This window comes from Microbacterium mitrae, assembly GCF_008017445.1.
Lineage (GTDB): Bacteria > Actinomycetota > Actinomycetes > Actinomycetales > Microbacteriaceae > Microbacterium > Microbacterium mitrae.
On the sequence record NZ_VRSW01000001.1, the window covers coordinates 483,909 to 500,608 of the forward strand.

Sequence of the window (16,700 nt, forward strand, 5' to 3'; positions counted from 1 at the left end):
AACAATGCCCGCCCGGTTCGCCCGAGCGGGCATTGTGTTTGCCAGCGTTAGCGCGTCAGCACCAGGGCATCGCCCTGGCCGCCGCCGCCGCAGAGCGCAACGACCGCGGTTCCGGAACCACGGCGTGCGAGCTCGTGAACGGCGTGCACCACAAGACGGTTGCCGCTGGCACCGATCGGGTGACCGAGCGCGATGCCGCCACCGTGAATATTGACGATGTCGTCAGACAGACCCAGCGCGCGCTGGGAAGCAACGACAACAGCACCGAAGGCCTCGTTGATTTCAACGAAGTCCAGGTCTGCCACCTCGATTCCCTGCTTCTTGAGGGCCAGGCTGATGGAGTCCGAAGGCTGTTCGTGCAGCGAGTTGTCGGGGCCGGCGGTCTGGCCGCTGGCACCGACGGTGGCGAGAATGTTCCAGCCCTCAGCCTCTGCCCGCTCGCGCGTGGTCAACACCGCGGCGGAGGCGCCGTCGGAGATCTGCGACGAGTTGCCCGCGGTGATGGTTCCGTCCTTCGCAAATGCGGGGCGAAGGCCAGCAAGCGTCTCAATCGTCGTCTCGGGGCGCACGCCCTCATCGCGCGTCAACACGATCGGGTCGCCCTTGCGCTGCGGAACCTCCACACGCACCAGCTCGGCGTCGAAAACGCCAGCCTCGGCTGCGGCGGCAGCACGCTGGTGTGAGCGCGCGGCGACCGCGTCTTGCTCGTCGCGCGTGACGTGGTAGCGCGGGTTCAGGCGCTCCGTCGATGTACCCATCGACTCGCGGTCGAAGGCGTCGGTCAGACCGTCGTACGCCATGTGGTCAAGAACCTCGATGGAACCATAGGTGTAGCCATCGCGGGATCCCATCAGCAGGTGGGGTGCGCGCGTCATGGATTCCATACCGGCGGCCACCATCACTTCGGCGTCGCCAGCCTTGATGGTGCGCGCCGCGTCGATGATGGCGGTGAGGCCGGAAAGGCACACCTTGTTGACGGAACCAGCGGTGACGTCCCAGCCGAGGCCCGCACCAATGGCGGCCTGGCGTGCCGGGTTTTGCCCGGAGCCTGCGGGCAAAACCTGTCCAACGAGCACGGCGTCGACGGCCTGCGGGTCGATGCTTCCCTGCTCAAGTGCGCCGCGAATTGCAAGCGCGCCGAGCTGCGGAGCGGTGAATGGGGCCAACTGCCCCTTGAGGCGGCCCTGCGGGGTGCGGGCGGCGGCAACGATCACGACATCGGTGGCGTTCATGCTGATTCCTTGAGTTCTGGGGAGACGGTGAGCGGGGGCTCGGTGGCGGCGATGACGTCATCGACGCTCACGCCCGGAGCGACCTCCACCAGCACCAGGCCGGCGTCGGTGACATCGATGACCGCAAGATCGGTGATGATGCGGTTCACGACGCGCTTGCCCGTCAGGGGCAGCGAGCACTCATTGACGATCTTCGCAGATCCGTCCTTGGCGACGTGTTCCATGAGCACAATCACGTTTCCGGCGCCGTGCACGAGATCCATCGCGCCGCCCGGGCCCTTGACCATCTTCCCCGGAATCATCCAGTTGGCGAGGTCGCCGCTCGCGGAGACCTGCATGGCGCCAAGAATGGCCGCGTCGATCTTGCCGGCGCGAATCATGCCGAAGCTCAGCGCCGAGTCGAAGAAGGCCGAACCGGGCAATGTCGTGACGGTCTCTTTGCCCGCGTTGATGAGGTCGGGGTCAACGTTTGCCTCGGTGGGGTACGGCCCCACGCCAAGAATGCCGTTTTCGGACTGCAGCACGACGGTGACATCGGCGGGCACGTAGTTCGGAACCAGGGTGGGCAGGCCAATGCCGAGGTTCACGTAGGAGCCGTCAGAGAGTTCTTGGGCCGCGCGTGCGGCCATTTCGTTGCGCGTCAAAGCCATGATTTATGCCTCCTCCGAAACGGTACGGCGCTCAATGCGCTTTTCAATGTCAGTGCCAACTTCGACCACCCGGTGTACGTAGACGCCCGGCAGGTGAATGGAGTCGGGGTCAAGTTCACCCGGCTCGACCAGGCGTTCCACCTGTGCGATGCAGACGCGCCCCGCCATGGCCGCGAGCGGGTTGAAGTTGCGGGCCGCCTTATTGAAGATCAGGTTGCCGTGCCGGTCACCGACGGCCGCATGCACCAGCGCGTAGTCAGTGGTGATGGCGTCTTCGAGAACGTATTCGCCGGTCTTGCCTGCAACGTCAAACGTGCGGACTTCTTTCTGCGGCGATGCGACAGCAATGGTTCCGTCTGCCGCATACTTGCGGGGCAGCCCGCCCTCAGCGACCTGCGTGCCGACACCCGTCTGGGTGAAGAAGGCTGCGACTCCGGAACCACCGGCGCGTAACTTTTCGGCCAACGTTCCCTGGGGCGTCAGCTCAAGTTCCAGCTCACCAGAGAGAAACTGACGCTCGAACTCCTTGTTCTCACCGACGTAGGAGGAGGTCATCTTGCGGATGCGCTTGGCGCCGAGCAAGACACCCAGGCCCCAATCGTCGACGCCACAGTTGTTCGACACAATGCTGAGGTCGGTGGTTCCCTGTGCGAGAAGGGCTTCAATCAGGGCGATGGGGTTGCCCGAGAGTCCGAAGCCACCGACGGCAATGCTGGCGCCGTCGGAAATGTCTGCGACGGCTTCGGCCGGCGACGACACCTCTTTGTTGATCATGTTCACTCCCTTGTTGAACGGTGTGGTTCCACACTGCTCCGCGCGCGCGGGATGAACCAACCCAGGCGTCGCGATGTGGACAATGTGGGCAAAATTGTCCACATTGTGAACAACGGCGATACGATAGCGGCATGGCTGGCACAGTTCCCGGAGCGCAGGCGATCGCACGCGCGGCGGCAGTGCTGCGCCGGGTGACTGCCGCCGGAACCACGGGAGTCACGACCCAAGACATTGCACAGCACACCGAACTGACCCGCCCCACCGCGCACCGACTGCTCACGGCGCTGCAGGCTGAGGGTCTGATTGACCGCGACGACGCGACCGGGCTGTGGCTACCGGGCCCCGAGCTCTACTTGATGGGAACCATCGCGGCCTCCCGCTACGATGTTCCGGCCCTCGCGCACAACATCGTGAAATCGCTCGCGACGCGTACCGAAGAGAGCGCGTTTCTCTCGGTGCAGCGCGGCGATGAGACGGTGTGCCTGTTGCGAGAAGACGGCAGCTTTCCCATCCGCTCATTCGTGCTGAGTGAGGGCGTGCGGTTTCCGCTCGGGGTCGCGTCTGCAGGCCTTGCGATCCTGTCTTTCCTGCCAGACGACGAGATCGACGCCTACCTTGAGCGCCAAACCAAACTGAGCGAACATTTCGGGCGCCCCCACTCGGTCGCGGCCATCCGCACCCGCATTCAGGAAACCCGCGATCGCGGGTACGCCGTCAACCCCGGGCTCATCGTGAACGGTAGCTACGGGCTCGGCGCCGCGGTTTTCAACGCGCAGGGCCGCCCAGAGTGGGCACTCAGCATCACTGGTGTGGGGTTCCGGTTCGGCCCCGACCGACTCCCCCGACTCGGCCGGGACCTGCTCTCCCACGCTCACCAGCTCACCGCCGCCCTCGCCGCGAGCGGCCGCTAGGCGTTATGCATCAGACGGTGGTGCCAGAGTGGCTGGTTAGTCTTATGAGGGAGACATCCGGCAATTCGTGATGCATAACGTCGCTGCGTCCGGCGGGTTCGGGGGCCCGGTTCCGCACCCTGGTTCCGCGGCCCTCGTTCCGCACCCCTGGTTCCGCGGCCCTGGTTCCGCAGCCCTGGTTCCGCAGCCCTCGTTCCGCACCGGCCGTTCGCTGTTGCCGCGCGTCGGAGATATCGCCCGAGGTCACGCGGCACGCCGATGTCTGATCACTCTGGCCCCGACGCTTCCGACGCGAGGCGAGCGCCTCGCCACTTCTGGCGGCGCCACCCCAACCCGATTTCACCGCTCGAGTCACGACGATAGCCTTCGTCAGATGTCGGACGCCGTGTGACAGGAGTGTGAAAACCTCGGCGTGTCCTCCACCATTCGACAACATCACCGACGCGCGACAAATGAACGAGAACGCAGAGACGGAACCACGCTGCGGGGCAACGACGCAGCAACAGCTGAGAGGCGGATACGGCCGCGTTAACACAAGCGCCTCAGATTCAGGGCGTGCGATTCGGTTCGCGCAGACGTGCGAGCGTGCCTCCGAAACAAAATGCGGCCCCCGCACCGTGTGGCTCACGCGCCGAACGATGCGGGGGCCGTCTCTCCCCCAAGTTTTGGTTGCCGTGCAGTATGGCTCGGTCAGACGTGCAGTTCGGCGAGCTCCGCGGCAATGATCGGCGCGACAGCGGAGGCGCCCCGATCTGACATCACGATCGTGTAGTGGTTCAGGTCTTCTACAAACCTAAATCGCACCGACGGTAGCGCTTCTTCCAGCCGCGCCACTTGTTCCGGCGAGTACAGCCCCGGGGTCTCGTTCTGCAGGCCGCGCGGCACCCACACGAAAACAGTCGGAACGGAGATGCCGGCAACAGCATCGCGCGGCAGCGACCCGGTGTTGAGGTCGACGGTGTCATCAACCGTCACCGCGTAGCTCGTCGCGGGGCGCAGGGCGCCGGAACCATCGGGCACGAGGTCATAGGCGAGGTATTGTTCGAGCGCGGGAGTCCAGGCGTTCGCGAACGCGGGGTGCGCACGCCACAGGGCCAGGTAGTCGTCGACCGACGCGAACCGCATGTCGAGGCGTGCCGCGGTGGGCCCGAGGATGTGCTGCACGAGCTCTTCGGCGCTCAGACCAGCAGGAACATCGAGCGGCAATCCGCCATCAATCAGCACGAGCCGTGAAATTCGATCGGGGTGCAGGTATGCGGTCACCACCGAGACGAACGCTCCCATGGAGTGTCCGACCAGGGTGGTGTTGGCGAGGCCAAACGCATCCATCACGGCGATGATGTCGGCGGCGTGCGCCGCCATGCCTGCGGGGCCATCGATCTGATTGCTGCGGCCACGACCACGCAGATCCGGGGCGATGATGCGAACGCCGGGAAGAGTCGGAACCACGTCCATCCACGCAAGGTGGGATGCGGTGACGCCGTGAATCGCGACGATGGTGTCGGTGATCTCGCCCACCGGTTCCCACACTCCGACGGTGAGCTCGCCACCAGAAACCGGAACCGTGACGACAGAATACGTGTGCTGCTCGCTCATCGGGCGCTCCATCCGCCATCCATGACGTACGACGATCCGGTCACCATACCGGCGTTGTCAGACGCCAACCATCCGGCAAGAGACGCGACCTCGGCGGGCTCAATCATGCGCTTAATGGCGGGTTCGGTGAGCATGATCTTTTCGACCACTTCGCTCTCTGAAATGCCGTGGGCCTTCGCCTGGTCGGCAATCTGCTTTTCGACCAACGGGGTACGAACGTACGCCGGGTTGATGCAGTTGCTGGTGACGCCGTGCGGGCCGCCCTCCAGCGCCGTCACCTTCGACAGGCCTTCGAGGCCGTGCTTGGCCGCGACATAGGCCGATTTGAAGGCACTGGCGCGAATGCCGTGCACCGATGAGATGTTGATGATGCGGCCCCAGCCGCGCTCGTACATGCCCGGCAGCACCGCACGAATCAGCAGAAACGGCGCGGTCACCATGAGGTTCTGGATGGTGCGGAACGTGTCGGGGTCGTATTCGTGAATCGGCGCGACGCGCTGAATGCCGGCGTTGTTCACCAGAATGTCGGCGTCGAGCTTGAGGTTATCGAGCGCCTTCGTGTCGCTGAGGTCAACGACCCACGCTTCGCCCCCGACAGCCTGCGCGGCAAGCAAAGCGGCCTCGCCGTTGAAATCGGCAATCACCACGTGCGCGCCGCGGCGCGCGAACTCCTCGGCGCACGCCAGTCCAATGCCGCTCGCGCCTCCCGTGATGACGGCGCGCTTTCCGGCCAGATCGTTGTTAGTCATCGTGGTTCCCCTCTCGACGCGGCGCCAGTGCGTTGTCGATCATTTGTGTCATCGCCGTGAAAACTCGTTCATCCAGTTGTGCGGGAGGCAGGCCATTCTCGTCACGCTCCCACAGCAAGAAGCGCATACCGATGAGTTCGCCCATGCCCATCAGCGCCCAGGCGGTCACCTCGGGATCAAGTCGCCGGTCGATATCGCCAGACTCCTTGGCCCGGGCCAAACCGGCCTCGTACCCCTCGACAATTCGGGTGTAGTGCAGCTTCAGTACTTCGGGCGACACAAACTCGGCCTCGCGCACCACACGGTACAGCGCCGGGTGTTGCGCGGTGAAGCGGAAGAACCCGGCAAAGCCCGCGCGCTCGGCGGCGATGCGATCCGAGGTTCCGGCCATCGCCTCGGCCATGGAGTGGCGCACGCGACGGTTGAGGTCGATAACGAGCGCCTCGAAAATGCTCTGCTTGCTGTCGAAGTACAGGTAGAACGTGCCAAGGCCAATGCCGGCGCGTTCGGTGATTTTCACGATCGACGCCTCGTGGTAACCCTGTTCGGCAAACACCACTTCTGCCGCCTCGAGCAACCGGGTACGGGTCGCTTCGCCGCGTTTGGTGAGCGGCTTTCCGGTGGCGTTGGATACGGAAGCGTTGCCGTCAATGTCGGCGATCATGGCGCCTCCACAATCGCTCGGGCGCGCTCGCGCAATTGCCTGCGCGCCAGCTTTTCAATGGTTAGGGTGGGCAGTTCCGTCACAAACTCGACGCGAACCGGAACCTTGAATCCGGCAAGCAGGGTGCGAGCGTGCGCAAACACTTCGTCTGCGCTCATCGGGGCAGACGCCACGACAAAGGCGAGTCCTCGTTCGCCCCACACCTCGTCCGGAATACCGACGACGGCGGCCTGCACGATGAGGGCGTGCTTTTCGAGTGCTCGCTCCACCTCGGCGGGCGACACATTCTCGCCGCCGGAAATGAAGATGTCTTTTACCCGGTCGATGATGCGCAGGCGCCCATCGTCGAGGCGCTCGGCAATATCACCGGTGCGAAGCCATTCGCCGCTGCGCGTGCGTGCTGTCGCCTCGGCATCGTTGAGGTAGCCGGGCGAGACACTCGGCCCGCGCACCCACAGCTCACCGATCGCCGCGCCCACCAGTTCGCCACCCGTCTGCACGTCGGCGAGCATCACATCCACGTGTGCGTACGGCTTGCCGATCACGCCCACATCGCCCGCCCGAGCGCTGGCCACGTTGGGGCCTGCCTCGGTCAGCCCGTACCCCTGTATCAGGGCCACACCACGCTCGCGCCACATCACGGCGAGGTCATCCGGCATGGTCGCACCGCCCACGAGCGCCGTGCGCAGCGAGGTGAGATCGGCGTCGGCAAAGCCGCGATCCTGCGCGAGGAGGCGATAGTGCGTCGGAACACCCATCATCGCGGTCACGCGGTGCTCGGCGATCAGGTGCAGCACGCGCCCCGGCTGGAAAGATCGCTCCAGCACGAGCGTCGCGCCGCGCCACAGCGCGAGCAGCGGCTGACAGTTCCACGCTGCAACGTGAAACTGCGGTAGCACGGTGAGCACGACATCGTCGCCCGTGAGCTGCGCGGCACTGGCCAGCGCAAGGTTGGTCCAGAAACAGTTCGCGTGGGTGAGAACGACGCCCTTCGGCGCCGACTCGCTCCCCGAGGTGAAAATCACCAGCAGGGCGTCATCGTCGCGCACATCGTGTTGCGCGACGAAACCACCCGCGCGCGGCGGAACCTGCGCTTCGATCCCCGCGGTTCCGAGGGTCACAAGTGCGGTGACGGAACCATGGGCGCGAAGCGCTTCGGCTGCGGCTGTCGTGTGCTCGTCATCGACGGCAACCAACGCGGGCTGCGCGCGCTGCATGAGATCCGAAAGCTCACCAACCGTGAGCCGCCACGACAGCGGCACGAGCGCCATACCCACGCGGGCACAGGCGAAGAAGAGCACGATCTGATCGGTGGAATTGCCCGTGACCGTGGCAATACGATCGCCCACACCGTAGCCGCCAGCTCGCAACCGCTTGGCGAGCGCATCGATGCGCGTTGACAGATCACGGTTCGTGATTGCCACACCGCCATCGATCACTGCGATTGCATCGGGCTGGCTGGCAGCCCGATCAGCAACCCAGCGTCCCAGAGTGTGCGCGGAGGCCATCATCAGTCAGCCGCTACCTCGTCGAGTGCGACGTCACGACGCTGTTCGCGACGACGCATCAACTTGTCAACGGTGCCCGCGATACCGCCAGGCAAGAACATCACCACAAGGATGAACAGTACGCCAAGGATGAACAGCGGCTCCGAAAGCGGAATGCGCAGCACATCCGGAAGCGACTGGATCGCCTCGGAATTTGCCAGCACGGTGAGGCGCTGGTCAAGCAGCGTGTAGATCACACCGCCGACGATCGCACCCCAACGGAACCCGACGCCACCGAGAACCACCATCACCAAAACCGTGATGGTGAGATCCGCCGAAACCGCGCGCGGCTGCGTGCCCGACTGCAGCAGCATGTAGCCGACACCGGCAAGCGATGCGCACACGGCCGCGATCAAGAACAGGCCAAGCTTTGCCCAGTACGGGCTCAAACCCAGCACCCGCACACGCAGTTCGTTCTCGCGGGTGGCGCGAGCCACAGCACCAAGACGCGACCGGTCAACCCAGAGCGACACCAGGTACACGATCACGAGAATCGCCAGGATCACCCAGTACAGGTTGCGGGTGTTGATCACGCCCACCAGCGCGTCAGGAACATGTTCTGTCGGCAGCTGGAGTCCCTCTTCACCGCCGGTGATCTCCTGGTTGCGCCGCACCCACACCGACCCTGCCTGTGCGAACGCGAGCGTCACCATCGCAAACGGGATGCCCGATACGCGCATCGCGATGGCGCCAGTCGCGAAAGCGATGATGAGGCCGCCGACGAGCGCAAGGAAGATGCCGGGGAACAGCGGAACCCCGAAGTTTTCCAGAATGATGCCGAGGCCGTAGGCGCCGGCACCGAAGTACAGCGCGTGCCCGAACGACAGCATGCCTGCCGTGCCCAGCAACATGTTGTACGACAGCGCGAGGGCGGCGAACACCATGCACAAGCTGAGGAGCGCGAGCGATCCCGGCATGTAGGTTGCGTCGGGGAGGATGCCGGGGATGCGGAGGTTGAGCATCGGCAACAGTGCCGCCACCACCACCACGATCACGCCGAGCGCGACCGGCAGCCAGCGACGAATAACACGTGCCGGTGTCTCAACCGAGCGCGGAGTTTCAGTCTGCGTAGTCATCTCAGGCAGCCTTCTTTCCCATCAGGCCCCGCGGGCGAACGAGCAGCACAACGGCCAGCAGAATCGCGACGATGAAGTCGCCGGTGCCATTGAGGTAGGTGTTGGCGACCTGCTGGAGCACCGCGACGATCACCGAGGCGATGGCGGCACCGGCGAGGGAGCCGAGGCCACCGATCACGGTCACGATGAATGCGAAGATCAGCAGCGTCTGGCCGAGATGCGCCGAAACGTATCCCGAGTAGTGTGCGGCAAGCACACCGCCGATGCCGGCGGCCGCGCCACCGATCGCGAACACGATGGTGAAGGACTTGCGCACATCAATACCCAGCGCCGTCACCATCGCACGGTTCTCTACACCCGCGCGAATGATGGTTCCGTAGCGGGTCTTCTTCAAGAACAGCACCAGCGCAATCAACACGAGGGCCGCGGCCACCATCAAGATCCAGTAGGTGTTGGGAATCTTCGCCCCGAGCACCTCCGTGGTCTGCTTGAGCCAGCCGGGGCCGGCGATGTAGATGGGGTCGGTGCCCCAAATGCCTTCGAACAGCGCGATAGCGGCAAAGCTCAGACCGACGGTGACCAGCACCTGCTCGATGTGGCGCTCGTACAGTGGGCGAATCAACGCAAACTCGGTGATCGTCGCGAAGGCGGCGCCAACGAGAGCACCAACCAAGATGGAGGTGATGAATCCGCCCCACGACTCGGTGTTCATTCGACGGGCAACCTCCCATCCGACAAACGCGGAGAGGGTGAGGAACGCGCCGTGCGCAAAGTTGAGCACGTGCATCAGGCCGTAAATGAGGCTGAGGCCGCTGGCGACAAGGAAGTAGAGGGCGCCGAGACCGATGCCGGTGATGAGGGTGAGAACGAGAATGCTCATGCGATTCCCTCTCCGTGGCCGCCGGCGTGAACGCCGAGGAGGCGTTTGGTGAGTTCGTCGTCGTTCAAAATGTCATTCGCTTTTCCGGTGTAGACCACCCGGCCGCTGTCGATCACGATGGCGTCGTCTGCCAGGGCGCGCACGACATCGAGGTTTTGCTCAACGAGCAGAATCGGAACCGTGGCTGCGGCAATGCGCAGAGCCTCAGAAACTTCGGTCACGATTTTCGGGGCGAGACCTTTGGTGGGCTCATCGACAAGCAGAATCTGGTTGTCGTTGAGCAGGGCGCGGGCCACAGACACCATCTGCTGTTGCCCGCCCGAGAGGGTTCCTGCTTGTTGGCCGCGGCGCTGCACGAGGTCGGGAAAGAGTTCGGCAACCAACTCGTGGCGAGGGCTCTTCTGCCGCTCGGCGAGGGCGAGGTTTTCAGCGACGGTGAGAGCCGCGAAAACCTCGCGGTCTTCTGGCACGTATCCCACGCCGCGCTGCACAATCTTGTGCGTCGGCAGGTGGTCGATGCGCTCACCGGCAAGGGTGACTTCGCCCTTGCGCTGAATGAGGCCGAGAATGCCGCGCAGCGAGCTGGTCTTGCCAACACCGTTGCGACCGAGCACCGCGGTGATGCCGGTGGCGGGCACCGAGAAGGCGACGTCTTCGACGACCTGCTGGCCCGCAATGGAGCAGCGCAGGTGGGAGACGGTGAGAATCGAGTCGCTCATGCGGCCGTTCCGAGGTAGGCGCTCTGTACGAGCGGGTTGTCCATGATCGCGGCAGGGGTGTCGACCGCGATGATCGAACCGAAGTACATGACGGCGACCAGATCAACGAGATCCATCAGCACGTCAATGTGATGTTCAACCATGAGCACGGTGCAGCCCTTTTCGGCGTGCATAGTGCGAATGTTGTCGACGAGGCCGGGAACATCGCCGGAACCAACGCCGGCCATCGGCTCGTCAAGCAGCACGAGAGATGAATCGGTGACGAGGAGCACCGCGATTTCGAGCTTGCGCTTATCGCCGTGCGAAATATCGCCGGCGCGGTGCTTGGCCTTGTGAGCGAGGCCCACGAGTTCCAGCGTTTCTTTGGCGCGAATGGTTGCCTCGTCATTGGCGCGCGGAAAGCGCAGCAGCGAGTAGTTGCCGCCGAGGCTCACCTGCGCGGCCATCCGCACGTTTTCCAGCACGGTGAGTGCCGGAAACAGGCTGGAGGTCTGGAAGGTGCGCCCCAGTCCCGCCCGCGCACGCTGCGGAACAGACATCGAGGTGATATCGGTTCCGTCTTTCAGGATGCGACCTGCCGTCGGGCGGATCACACCTGAAATCGCGTTGAACAACGTGGTCTTGCCAGCGCCATTGGGGCCAATGACACCGACCAGGGAGCCGGGTGCGACGGTGAGGTTGACGTCTTTGAGGATCGTCGCGCCACCGATTTGCAGGCCGACGCCCTGAACGTCGAGTGCGGGAGGGACTGGAGCGGTCATGCTTTGCTTCTTACTTCTCTGCCGGTGCGACGGCTTCAGCGTCGGCGGTGTCGATGAGCTCAGGAACGAACGTGCCGTCCTTGGCGACGAGCTTGACCTGGTACATCTCCTGGATCAGCGCGTGGTCGCTGGCGCGAACGGTCGTGGTGCCCTTGGGGCCTTCGAAGGTGTAGCCCTCGAGAGCCGAAACCATGGCGTCAACGTCGCCCTTGCCCTGCTTGACCGCCTCGACGATCATCAGCGCTGCGTTAAATCCATCCGGGGTGAACAGGTCGGCGGTGCCGCCAGCTTCTTCAACGCGGGTGATCATTTCCTGGTTGACTTCGTAGTCGTTTGCGCCTGCGAAGTAGTGGTTGAGGAAGCTGATCTTCTCGGTTGCTTCGCCGTAGGCGCCAAACGTTGCCGAGTCGCCGAGGCCGGTGGCCACGGGGATCGTGTCGAGCACGCCCTGCTGGCTCATTGCCTGCCACATTGCACCCGAAGTTGCGCCTGCCCACGCCACGAAGACGAGGTCAGGTGCGCTCTGCAGCACCTGCTGCGCGAACGGCGTGAACTCGGTGACGTCTTCTGCAACCAGGACGGGCTCGACCGTTGCCCCCTTAGCGCCGAGGATCGCCTCAACGGCTGCGACGTTACCCTGACCGAACGCGTTGTTCTGCGCGAAAACGGTGATCTTCTTGCCTTCGAGGTCGTCGAGGAAGGCGCCGGAGGTGGCGACGTCCTGTGCCGACTGACGGCCCGAACGGAACGTGTAGTCGTTGATGCCGGTAATTGCGTCAGCGGCGGCCGGGCCAGAGATGAAGAGCACCTTGTTCTGTGCTGCCTGCTCGGCGACAGCCACCGCAACACCGCTGGACGCGGAGCCCGCAATGATGGTGGTTCCGGAGCCGATGAGCTCCTTGACGGCGGTGACGGCCTTGTCGGGGTCACCCGCGTCGTCCTTGTAGGTGACGACGATCTTCGTGCCGTCGATCTCGCCGGTGCCGTCGGTGGCGTAGTCAAGACCCGCCTTGAAACCGTCGAGGTACTGCTTGCCGTAGCCCGCGAGCGGACCGGTTTCGCTGGTTACGATGCCAACCGAGATCTCCGCGGGGCCGCTCGACTCACCAGAGCCAGCGTCGCCGCTGCCTGCCGGGGTGGACTCGCCGGGCTGGGGCGCACACGCCGCCAGCAGAACGGCCGCTGTTGCCAGCAGCGTCCCAAAGATCAACTTCTTGGACTTGCGCATGTGATTGCCTTTCGCCATTGGAAGGAAGAGAACCTGAAAGCTGATTCAGGTTTTAGTAACGATAGGAACTTTTGCGAACTTCGTCAACTCTGACGCCCGCGATTCAGCAATCCGCTCCCGCCGATGACCCGTGTACGGCTAGCCAGTGGCGGATGGCTTGGGCCTCGAACATGGCGCGCGTTCCGCTCCCCTGGTTCCGCTCCCCTGGTTCCGCTCCCGTGGTTCCGCGCCCCTGGTTCCGCTCCCGTCGTGCTCCGTTTTCTGGTTGTGCAGGATGGAGGAGGTTCTGCAGGAAAAATTCGCCTCACCAGTCACTTCAGCAACATCAGTCACAGCGCATCCTGCAGAACCATCGTGGCTCGGGCGCCGGGGGGGCATCGGAAAACGGGCGCCGAGAGAATCGGAGCCACGTGTCAGGCGCGAAAAATCGGAACCACGTGTCAGGCGGGAAGAATCGGAACCACGCGTCAGGCGCGAAGATCGCCGCACCGCGGAGATCAGCCCCACAACGAAGCAAAAAGGGGGCCCGGTCGCGCAGACCGGGCCCCCAGAAACGTCGCTACGCCTGCGGAACCGCCACGACGAGATCGATTTCGACCAGAATGTTTGCGAGTTCCGAGCCGACGGTGGTGCGCGCCGGGTAGGGCTCGGTGAAGAACTCCCGGTATGCGGCGTTGAACTCGGCGAAGTCGGCGAGGGTCGCGAGGTGAACGGTTGATTTCACGGCGTCGTCGAGGGTGAGTCCGCGCTCGGCGAGCACGGCCTGAATGTTGCGCAGCACCTGGCGAGTCTGCTCGCCAACGCTGTCCGCGACGGCACCGGTCGCGGGGTCTTGCGGGCCGAATCCTGCGGTGTAGACGAAGCCGTTGGCCTCGACCGCCTGGCTGTACGGGCCCACCGGTTGCGGGGCGTTCTGCGTTTTGATGGCCTGCTTAGGCATGCTGGTCCTTTCGGAGGGTGAGTTCGCGTTACCGCGAGGAGTTGGGTTTTGGGGTTCGGCGGAGCCCCGCACCCGGCATGTTGCCGGTGAGGGCCCCGCCGCGGCGCACGGCGACTCCGGCGACGAATACGTCGTCGATACCGCGTGCGAGGGCATTGGGGTGTTCGTACGTGGCGTGGGCGGCGACCTGTTCGGGGTCGACGACGATGAGGTCGGCGATCCACCCCACCTCGATGCGGCCGCGCTGGCCGAGTCCAAACGTTGCCGCCGGCGCCGCCGAGAGGCGTTCTGCCGCCTCGGGCCACGTCCAGGTGGCCCGTTCGCGTACGAAAACCTCGAGGTAGCGAGCGAAGGAACCACGTGCGCGCGGGTGCGGGTGCGCTCCGATGAAGATGCCGTCAGAGCCGCCCTGAAAGCGCGGGTCTGCCAGAATTTCGGCGAGCTCGGCGTCGGGCCGGGGCGATTGCACGGCCATGACGGCGTTCGCGCGGAGGCGGGTGGCGAGCAGCACGTCAAGCGTGAAGGTGATGGCGTCGACGCCCACGCGCGTGGCGGCCTCGGCGATGGTGAGTCCGTGCGCCCACGCGTAGTCGGGGCTGTCGAGGTGTGCAAGCGTGATCATCTCGGGCCACGCCGGCCCGAGGCTTGCCTTACGTTCCACCTGCCCAAACCAGTCTGCGCGCAGTCGCTCACGCGCGGTCGCGTCGTTCAGCACGGCGAGCACATGCTCCACGGGCTCGTTCGAGAGTTCGGGCGGCAGCAGCGGCATCGCGAGCAGCGTGCACCCGCGTGCATACGGGTAGAGGTCGAATGTGGCCGGAATCCCGGCACCCGTCAGCTCATTCATGAGGGCAGTAACCAGCGGCGGATCAGCGTGAAAGTGCGAAATGTGAACCGACACCCCGGAACGAGCCGCGATGTCACGAATCTCCACGATTCCCTCACGCGAATTTGCCTCATACCCGCCGCGCATGTGGCTGATGTAGACGCCGCCTGCCGCCGCAACTGGCACCGTCAGCTGCGCAATCTCCTCGGCCGATTGAAAAAGCCCGGGCACATAGTCCAGCCCCGTCGACAGTCCCACGGCGCCATCCGCCATCCCCGCCGCAACCATGCGAACCATGGCGGCGATCTCATCGGCATCGGCTGGTTCCGTTCGCCGCCCGCATACCGCGGCGCGAATGGTTCCGGCCGGCACAGCGTACGCCACATTCAGCGGCGTTGCGCCGTCGTAGGTGGCAAGCAGGTCGGCAACGGAACCACCGGCGAACGTGTGGTGGGAGCCGTTGATCGCCGCGAAGTACTCGCTCGCGAACGTGCCATCACCGGGCGCAAAGGAGACGCCGGTTTGGCCGCCGATGACCGTCGTAATGCCCTGTGCGAGCAGCGCTTCCTGCACCGCGGCATCGAAAATGATGCCGTCAACGTGGGAGTGGGTGTCGATGAACCCGGGCATGATGAGGTGGCCAGCACAGTCAATGACCGTGTCGGCTGTCGTGGCTTGGAGGTTGCCGATCGCCGCGATGACGCCGTCTTGCAGGCGCACGTCGGCGCGCGTCACGGTGTCGCCTGTAACGACGAAGCCCCCGATCAGGAGGGTGGTCGGCATCAGAAGTAGGTGGCGATGAGGTCAATGACCTCGTCAGATGTGGCCGATTCGACCACGGGTATCAGTCGCCACTTGTCAAACGCTGTGCACGGATGCGAGAGGCCAAGACGCACGACATCACCGATCGCGAGGGCGGCAGCGCCGGTTCCGCGGGCAAAAGCGTGCTGGTCATTGAGCGCGGTGATGGCAAGCTCGCCCGGCGCGCGTTCGACTGCGGCGATATCGGTCAGCACCGCGCGCGGAATGGGCAGGCCCTCGTCAAACGGAAAGTCGCGCTTGCCGCCGTCAAGCAAGGCAAGCTCAGGCTCTGGATGAGAAACGACGCGTGCCAGCCCCATGAGGGCGGAACGCAGACGCGGCGCGCCCGCACGTGCAGACTCGTCGAACGGCGAGATTTCGCGGTAAAACCCGTCGTCGTGGGTGAGCGATGCGCCCGAACGGATAACCCAATCCACCTCGGTTTCGACGGCAGCGCGGGGCGCAAACACCTCGGCGACGAGCTCGGGGTAGGCACTACCGCCCGCGCTCACCATGAGCGGGCCGGGCGAATATAGCTCGCCGATGACGTCGTGCAGCGCGAGTAGTCGCTCCAGCCACGCCGTAATGACGGTGACGGTTTCGGCCGCGCGATCGTGCCCGAGCGCGCCCTCATAACCCGCGACGCCCGCCAGGCGCAGCATCGGTGAAGCGTGCAGGCGTCGGGCAATTGCGATGCCGTCTTCGATCGTCCGCGCTCCGGTACGCCCGTTGGCGCCGCCCAGTTCAACGCAAACGTCGATCGGTCGCGGCAGCGCGATACCCTCCAGCGCGTTCTCCATCGCGGCAATCGTCGCGAGCGAGTCGGCCCAGCACGTAAAGCGAAAGTTTGGGTCGGCGAGTTCGTCTGCCAGCCACGCGAGCGAACGGCGATCGATAGCGGCGTTCGCGAGCAGAATGTGGTTCAACCCCCACGAGCGCCCGGTGCGCACCTGCGCCATGGTCGCCAGGGTGATGCCAAGTGCGCCCTCATCGAGCTGGCGGTGCCATAGCGTCGGCGCCATCGTGGTCTTGCCGTGCGGCAGGAGCGCCAAGCCCTGCTGAGTGCACCACGCCGAAATGGTGCGCGCGTTGTGATCGAGCGCCTCACCGTCAATGACGACGAGCGGAGTCCAAAACTCGCTGAGTCGCGGACGGGTCGCCAGAAATTCGCCGACGGTGAGTCCGTGGGCACGAGCCGGGAGCCCCTTGTGGTCGGCCGTGAGAACAAGCGCCGCAGAACGCTCAGCAACGGTCATGAATGTGGTTCCTTTCGGACACGCCTATGGGCGCACGCCAGCGAAATGTTGAATCCACACGCCACCACCCTAGCCGAGCGCAACGGCGGC

17 protein-coding genes are annotated in these 16,700 nt (G+C 64.6%); 2 read left to right on the forward strand and 15 right to left on the reverse strand.

Annotation, left to right across the window (positions count from 1 at the left end; translation table 11 throughout):
• Window positions 1-47: 47 nt before the first annotated feature.
• From FVP60_RS02340 to FVP60_RS02350, 3 genes are read right to left on the reverse strand one after another with little or no spacing between them, the layout of a single operon-like run.
• Window positions 48-1,232 (reverse strand): acetyl-CoA C-acetyltransferase, encoded by a 1,185-nt coding sequence (locus FVP60_RS02340; RefSeq protein ID WP_147824655.1) that lies wholly within the window; start codon window positions 1,230-1,232, stop codon window positions 48-50.
• A complete protein-coding gene (locus FVP60_RS02345; protein WP_187240531.1) occupies window positions 1,229-1,882 on the reverse strand; it encodes a CoA transferase subunit B in 654 nt (217 codons plus the stop codon). Before FVP60_RS02345 ends, FVP60_RS02340 begins: the two co-directional genes overlap by 4 nt.
• A 3-nt stretch (window positions 1,883-1,885) precedes the next feature.
• Window positions 1,886-2,656, reverse strand: coding sequence for a CoA transferase subunit A (locus tag FVP60_RS02350; protein ID WP_147824656.1), 771 nt, complete (start codon window positions 2,654-2,656; stop codon window positions 1,886-1,888).
• A gap of 131 nt (window positions 2,657-2,787) precedes the next feature.
• Between FVP60_RS02350 and FVP60_RS02355 the strand changes: the two genes are divergently transcribed.
• Together FVP60_RS02355 and FVP60_RS02360 are read left to right on the forward strand one after the other, a co-directional pair.
• Entirely contained in the window at window positions 2,788-3,567 is a 780-nt protein-coding gene (locus FVP60_RS02355; RefSeq protein ID WP_147824657.1) for an IclR family transcriptional regulator, read from the forward strand.
• A 67-nt stretch (window positions 3,568-3,634) separates the two neighbouring features.
• Window positions 3,635-3,958, forward strand: a complete 324-nt coding sequence (locus FVP60_RS02360) for a hypothetical protein (RefSeq protein WP_147824658.1) — start codon at window positions 3,635-3,637, stop codon at window positions 3,956-3,958.
• A gap of 299 nt (window positions 3,959-4,257) precedes the next feature.
• On the opposite strand, the gene FVP60_RS02365 is transcribed toward FVP60_RS02360, so the two are convergent.
• The 12 genes from FVP60_RS02365 to FVP60_RS02420 all read right to left on the reverse strand — a co-directional run bounded on the left by FVP60_RS02365 (window position 4,258) and on the right by FVP60_RS02420 (window position 16,610).
• Complete coding sequence (locus FVP60_RS02365; protein WP_147824659.1) at window positions 4,258-5,163, reverse strand: alpha/beta fold hydrolase; 906 nt, start codon at window positions 5,161-5,163, stop codon at window positions 4,258-4,260.
• A complete protein-coding gene (locus tag FVP60_RS02370; RefSeq protein ID WP_147824660.1) occupies window positions 5,160-5,912 on the reverse strand; it encodes a 3-hydroxybutyrate dehydrogenase in 753 nt (250 codons plus the stop codon). The genes FVP60_RS02365 and FVP60_RS02370 overlap by 4 nt, the downstream gene beginning before the upstream one ends.
• A complete protein-coding gene (locus tag FVP60_RS02375; RefSeq protein WP_147824661.1) occupies window positions 5,905-6,576 on the reverse strand; it encodes a TetR/AcrR family transcriptional regulator in 672 nt (223 codons plus the stop codon). The genes FVP60_RS02370 and FVP60_RS02375 overlap by 8 nt, the downstream gene beginning before the upstream one ends.
• Window positions 6,573-8,087: a class I adenylate-forming enzyme family protein gene (locus tag FVP60_RS02380; RefSeq protein ID WP_147824662.1), complete on the reverse strand. Its 1,515-nt coding sequence runs from the start codon at window positions 8,085-8,087 to the stop codon at window positions 6,573-6,575. The genes FVP60_RS02375 and FVP60_RS02380 overlap by 4 nt, the downstream gene beginning before the upstream one ends.
• Window positions 8,087-9,199 carry a branched-chain amino acid ABC transporter permease gene (locus FVP60_RS02385; RefSeq protein ID WP_147824663.1) on the reverse strand — a complete coding sequence of 371 codons (1,113 nt, stop codon included), beginning with the start codon at window positions 9,197-9,199 and terminating at the stop codon, window positions 8,087-8,089. Before FVP60_RS02385 ends, FVP60_RS02380 begins: the two co-directional genes overlap by 1 nt.
• 1 nt (window position 9,200) lies before the next feature.
• Window positions 9,201-10,079, reverse strand: a complete 879-nt coding sequence (locus FVP60_RS02390; protein WP_147824664.1) for a branched-chain amino acid ABC transporter permease — start codon at window positions 10,077-10,079, stop codon at window positions 9,201-9,203.
• Window positions 10,076-10,798, reverse strand: a complete 723-nt coding sequence (locus FVP60_RS02395; RefSeq protein WP_147824665.1) for an ABC transporter ATP-binding protein — start codon at window positions 10,796-10,798, stop codon at window positions 10,076-10,078. The genes FVP60_RS02390 and FVP60_RS02395 overlap by 4 nt, the downstream gene beginning before the upstream one ends.
• Window positions 10,795-11,559: an ABC transporter ATP-binding protein gene (locus FVP60_RS02400; RefSeq protein WP_147824666.1), complete on the reverse strand. Its 765-nt coding sequence runs from the start codon at window positions 11,557-11,559 to the stop codon at window positions 10,795-10,797. The genes FVP60_RS02395 and FVP60_RS02400 overlap by 4 nt, the downstream gene beginning before the upstream one ends.
• A 10-nt stretch (window positions 11,560-11,569) precedes the next feature.
• Window positions 11,570-12,787, reverse strand: a complete 1,218-nt coding sequence (locus tag FVP60_RS02405; protein ID WP_147824667.1) for a substrate-binding domain-containing protein — start codon at window positions 12,785-12,787, stop codon at window positions 11,570-11,572.
• 559 nt (window positions 12,788-13,346) lie between these two features.
• Window positions 13,347-13,727 carry a RidA family protein gene (locus tag FVP60_RS02410; protein WP_147824668.1) on the reverse strand — a complete coding sequence of 127 codons (381 nt, stop codon included), beginning with the start codon at window positions 13,725-13,727 and terminating at the stop codon, window positions 13,347-13,349.
• 28 nt (window positions 13,728-13,755) lie between these two features.
• Window positions 13,756-15,336, reverse strand: coding sequence for an N-acyl-D-amino-acid deacylase family protein (locus FVP60_RS02415; protein WP_147824669.1), 1,581 nt, complete (start codon window positions 15,334-15,336; stop codon window positions 13,756-13,758).
• Window positions 15,336-16,610, reverse strand: coding sequence for an alanine racemase (locus FVP60_RS02420; RefSeq protein WP_147824670.1), 1,275 nt, complete (start codon window positions 16,608-16,610; stop codon window positions 15,336-15,338). Before FVP60_RS02420 ends, FVP60_RS02415 begins: the two co-directional genes overlap by 1 nt.
• Between the last annotated feature and the right edge of the window lie 90 nt (window positions 16,611-16,700).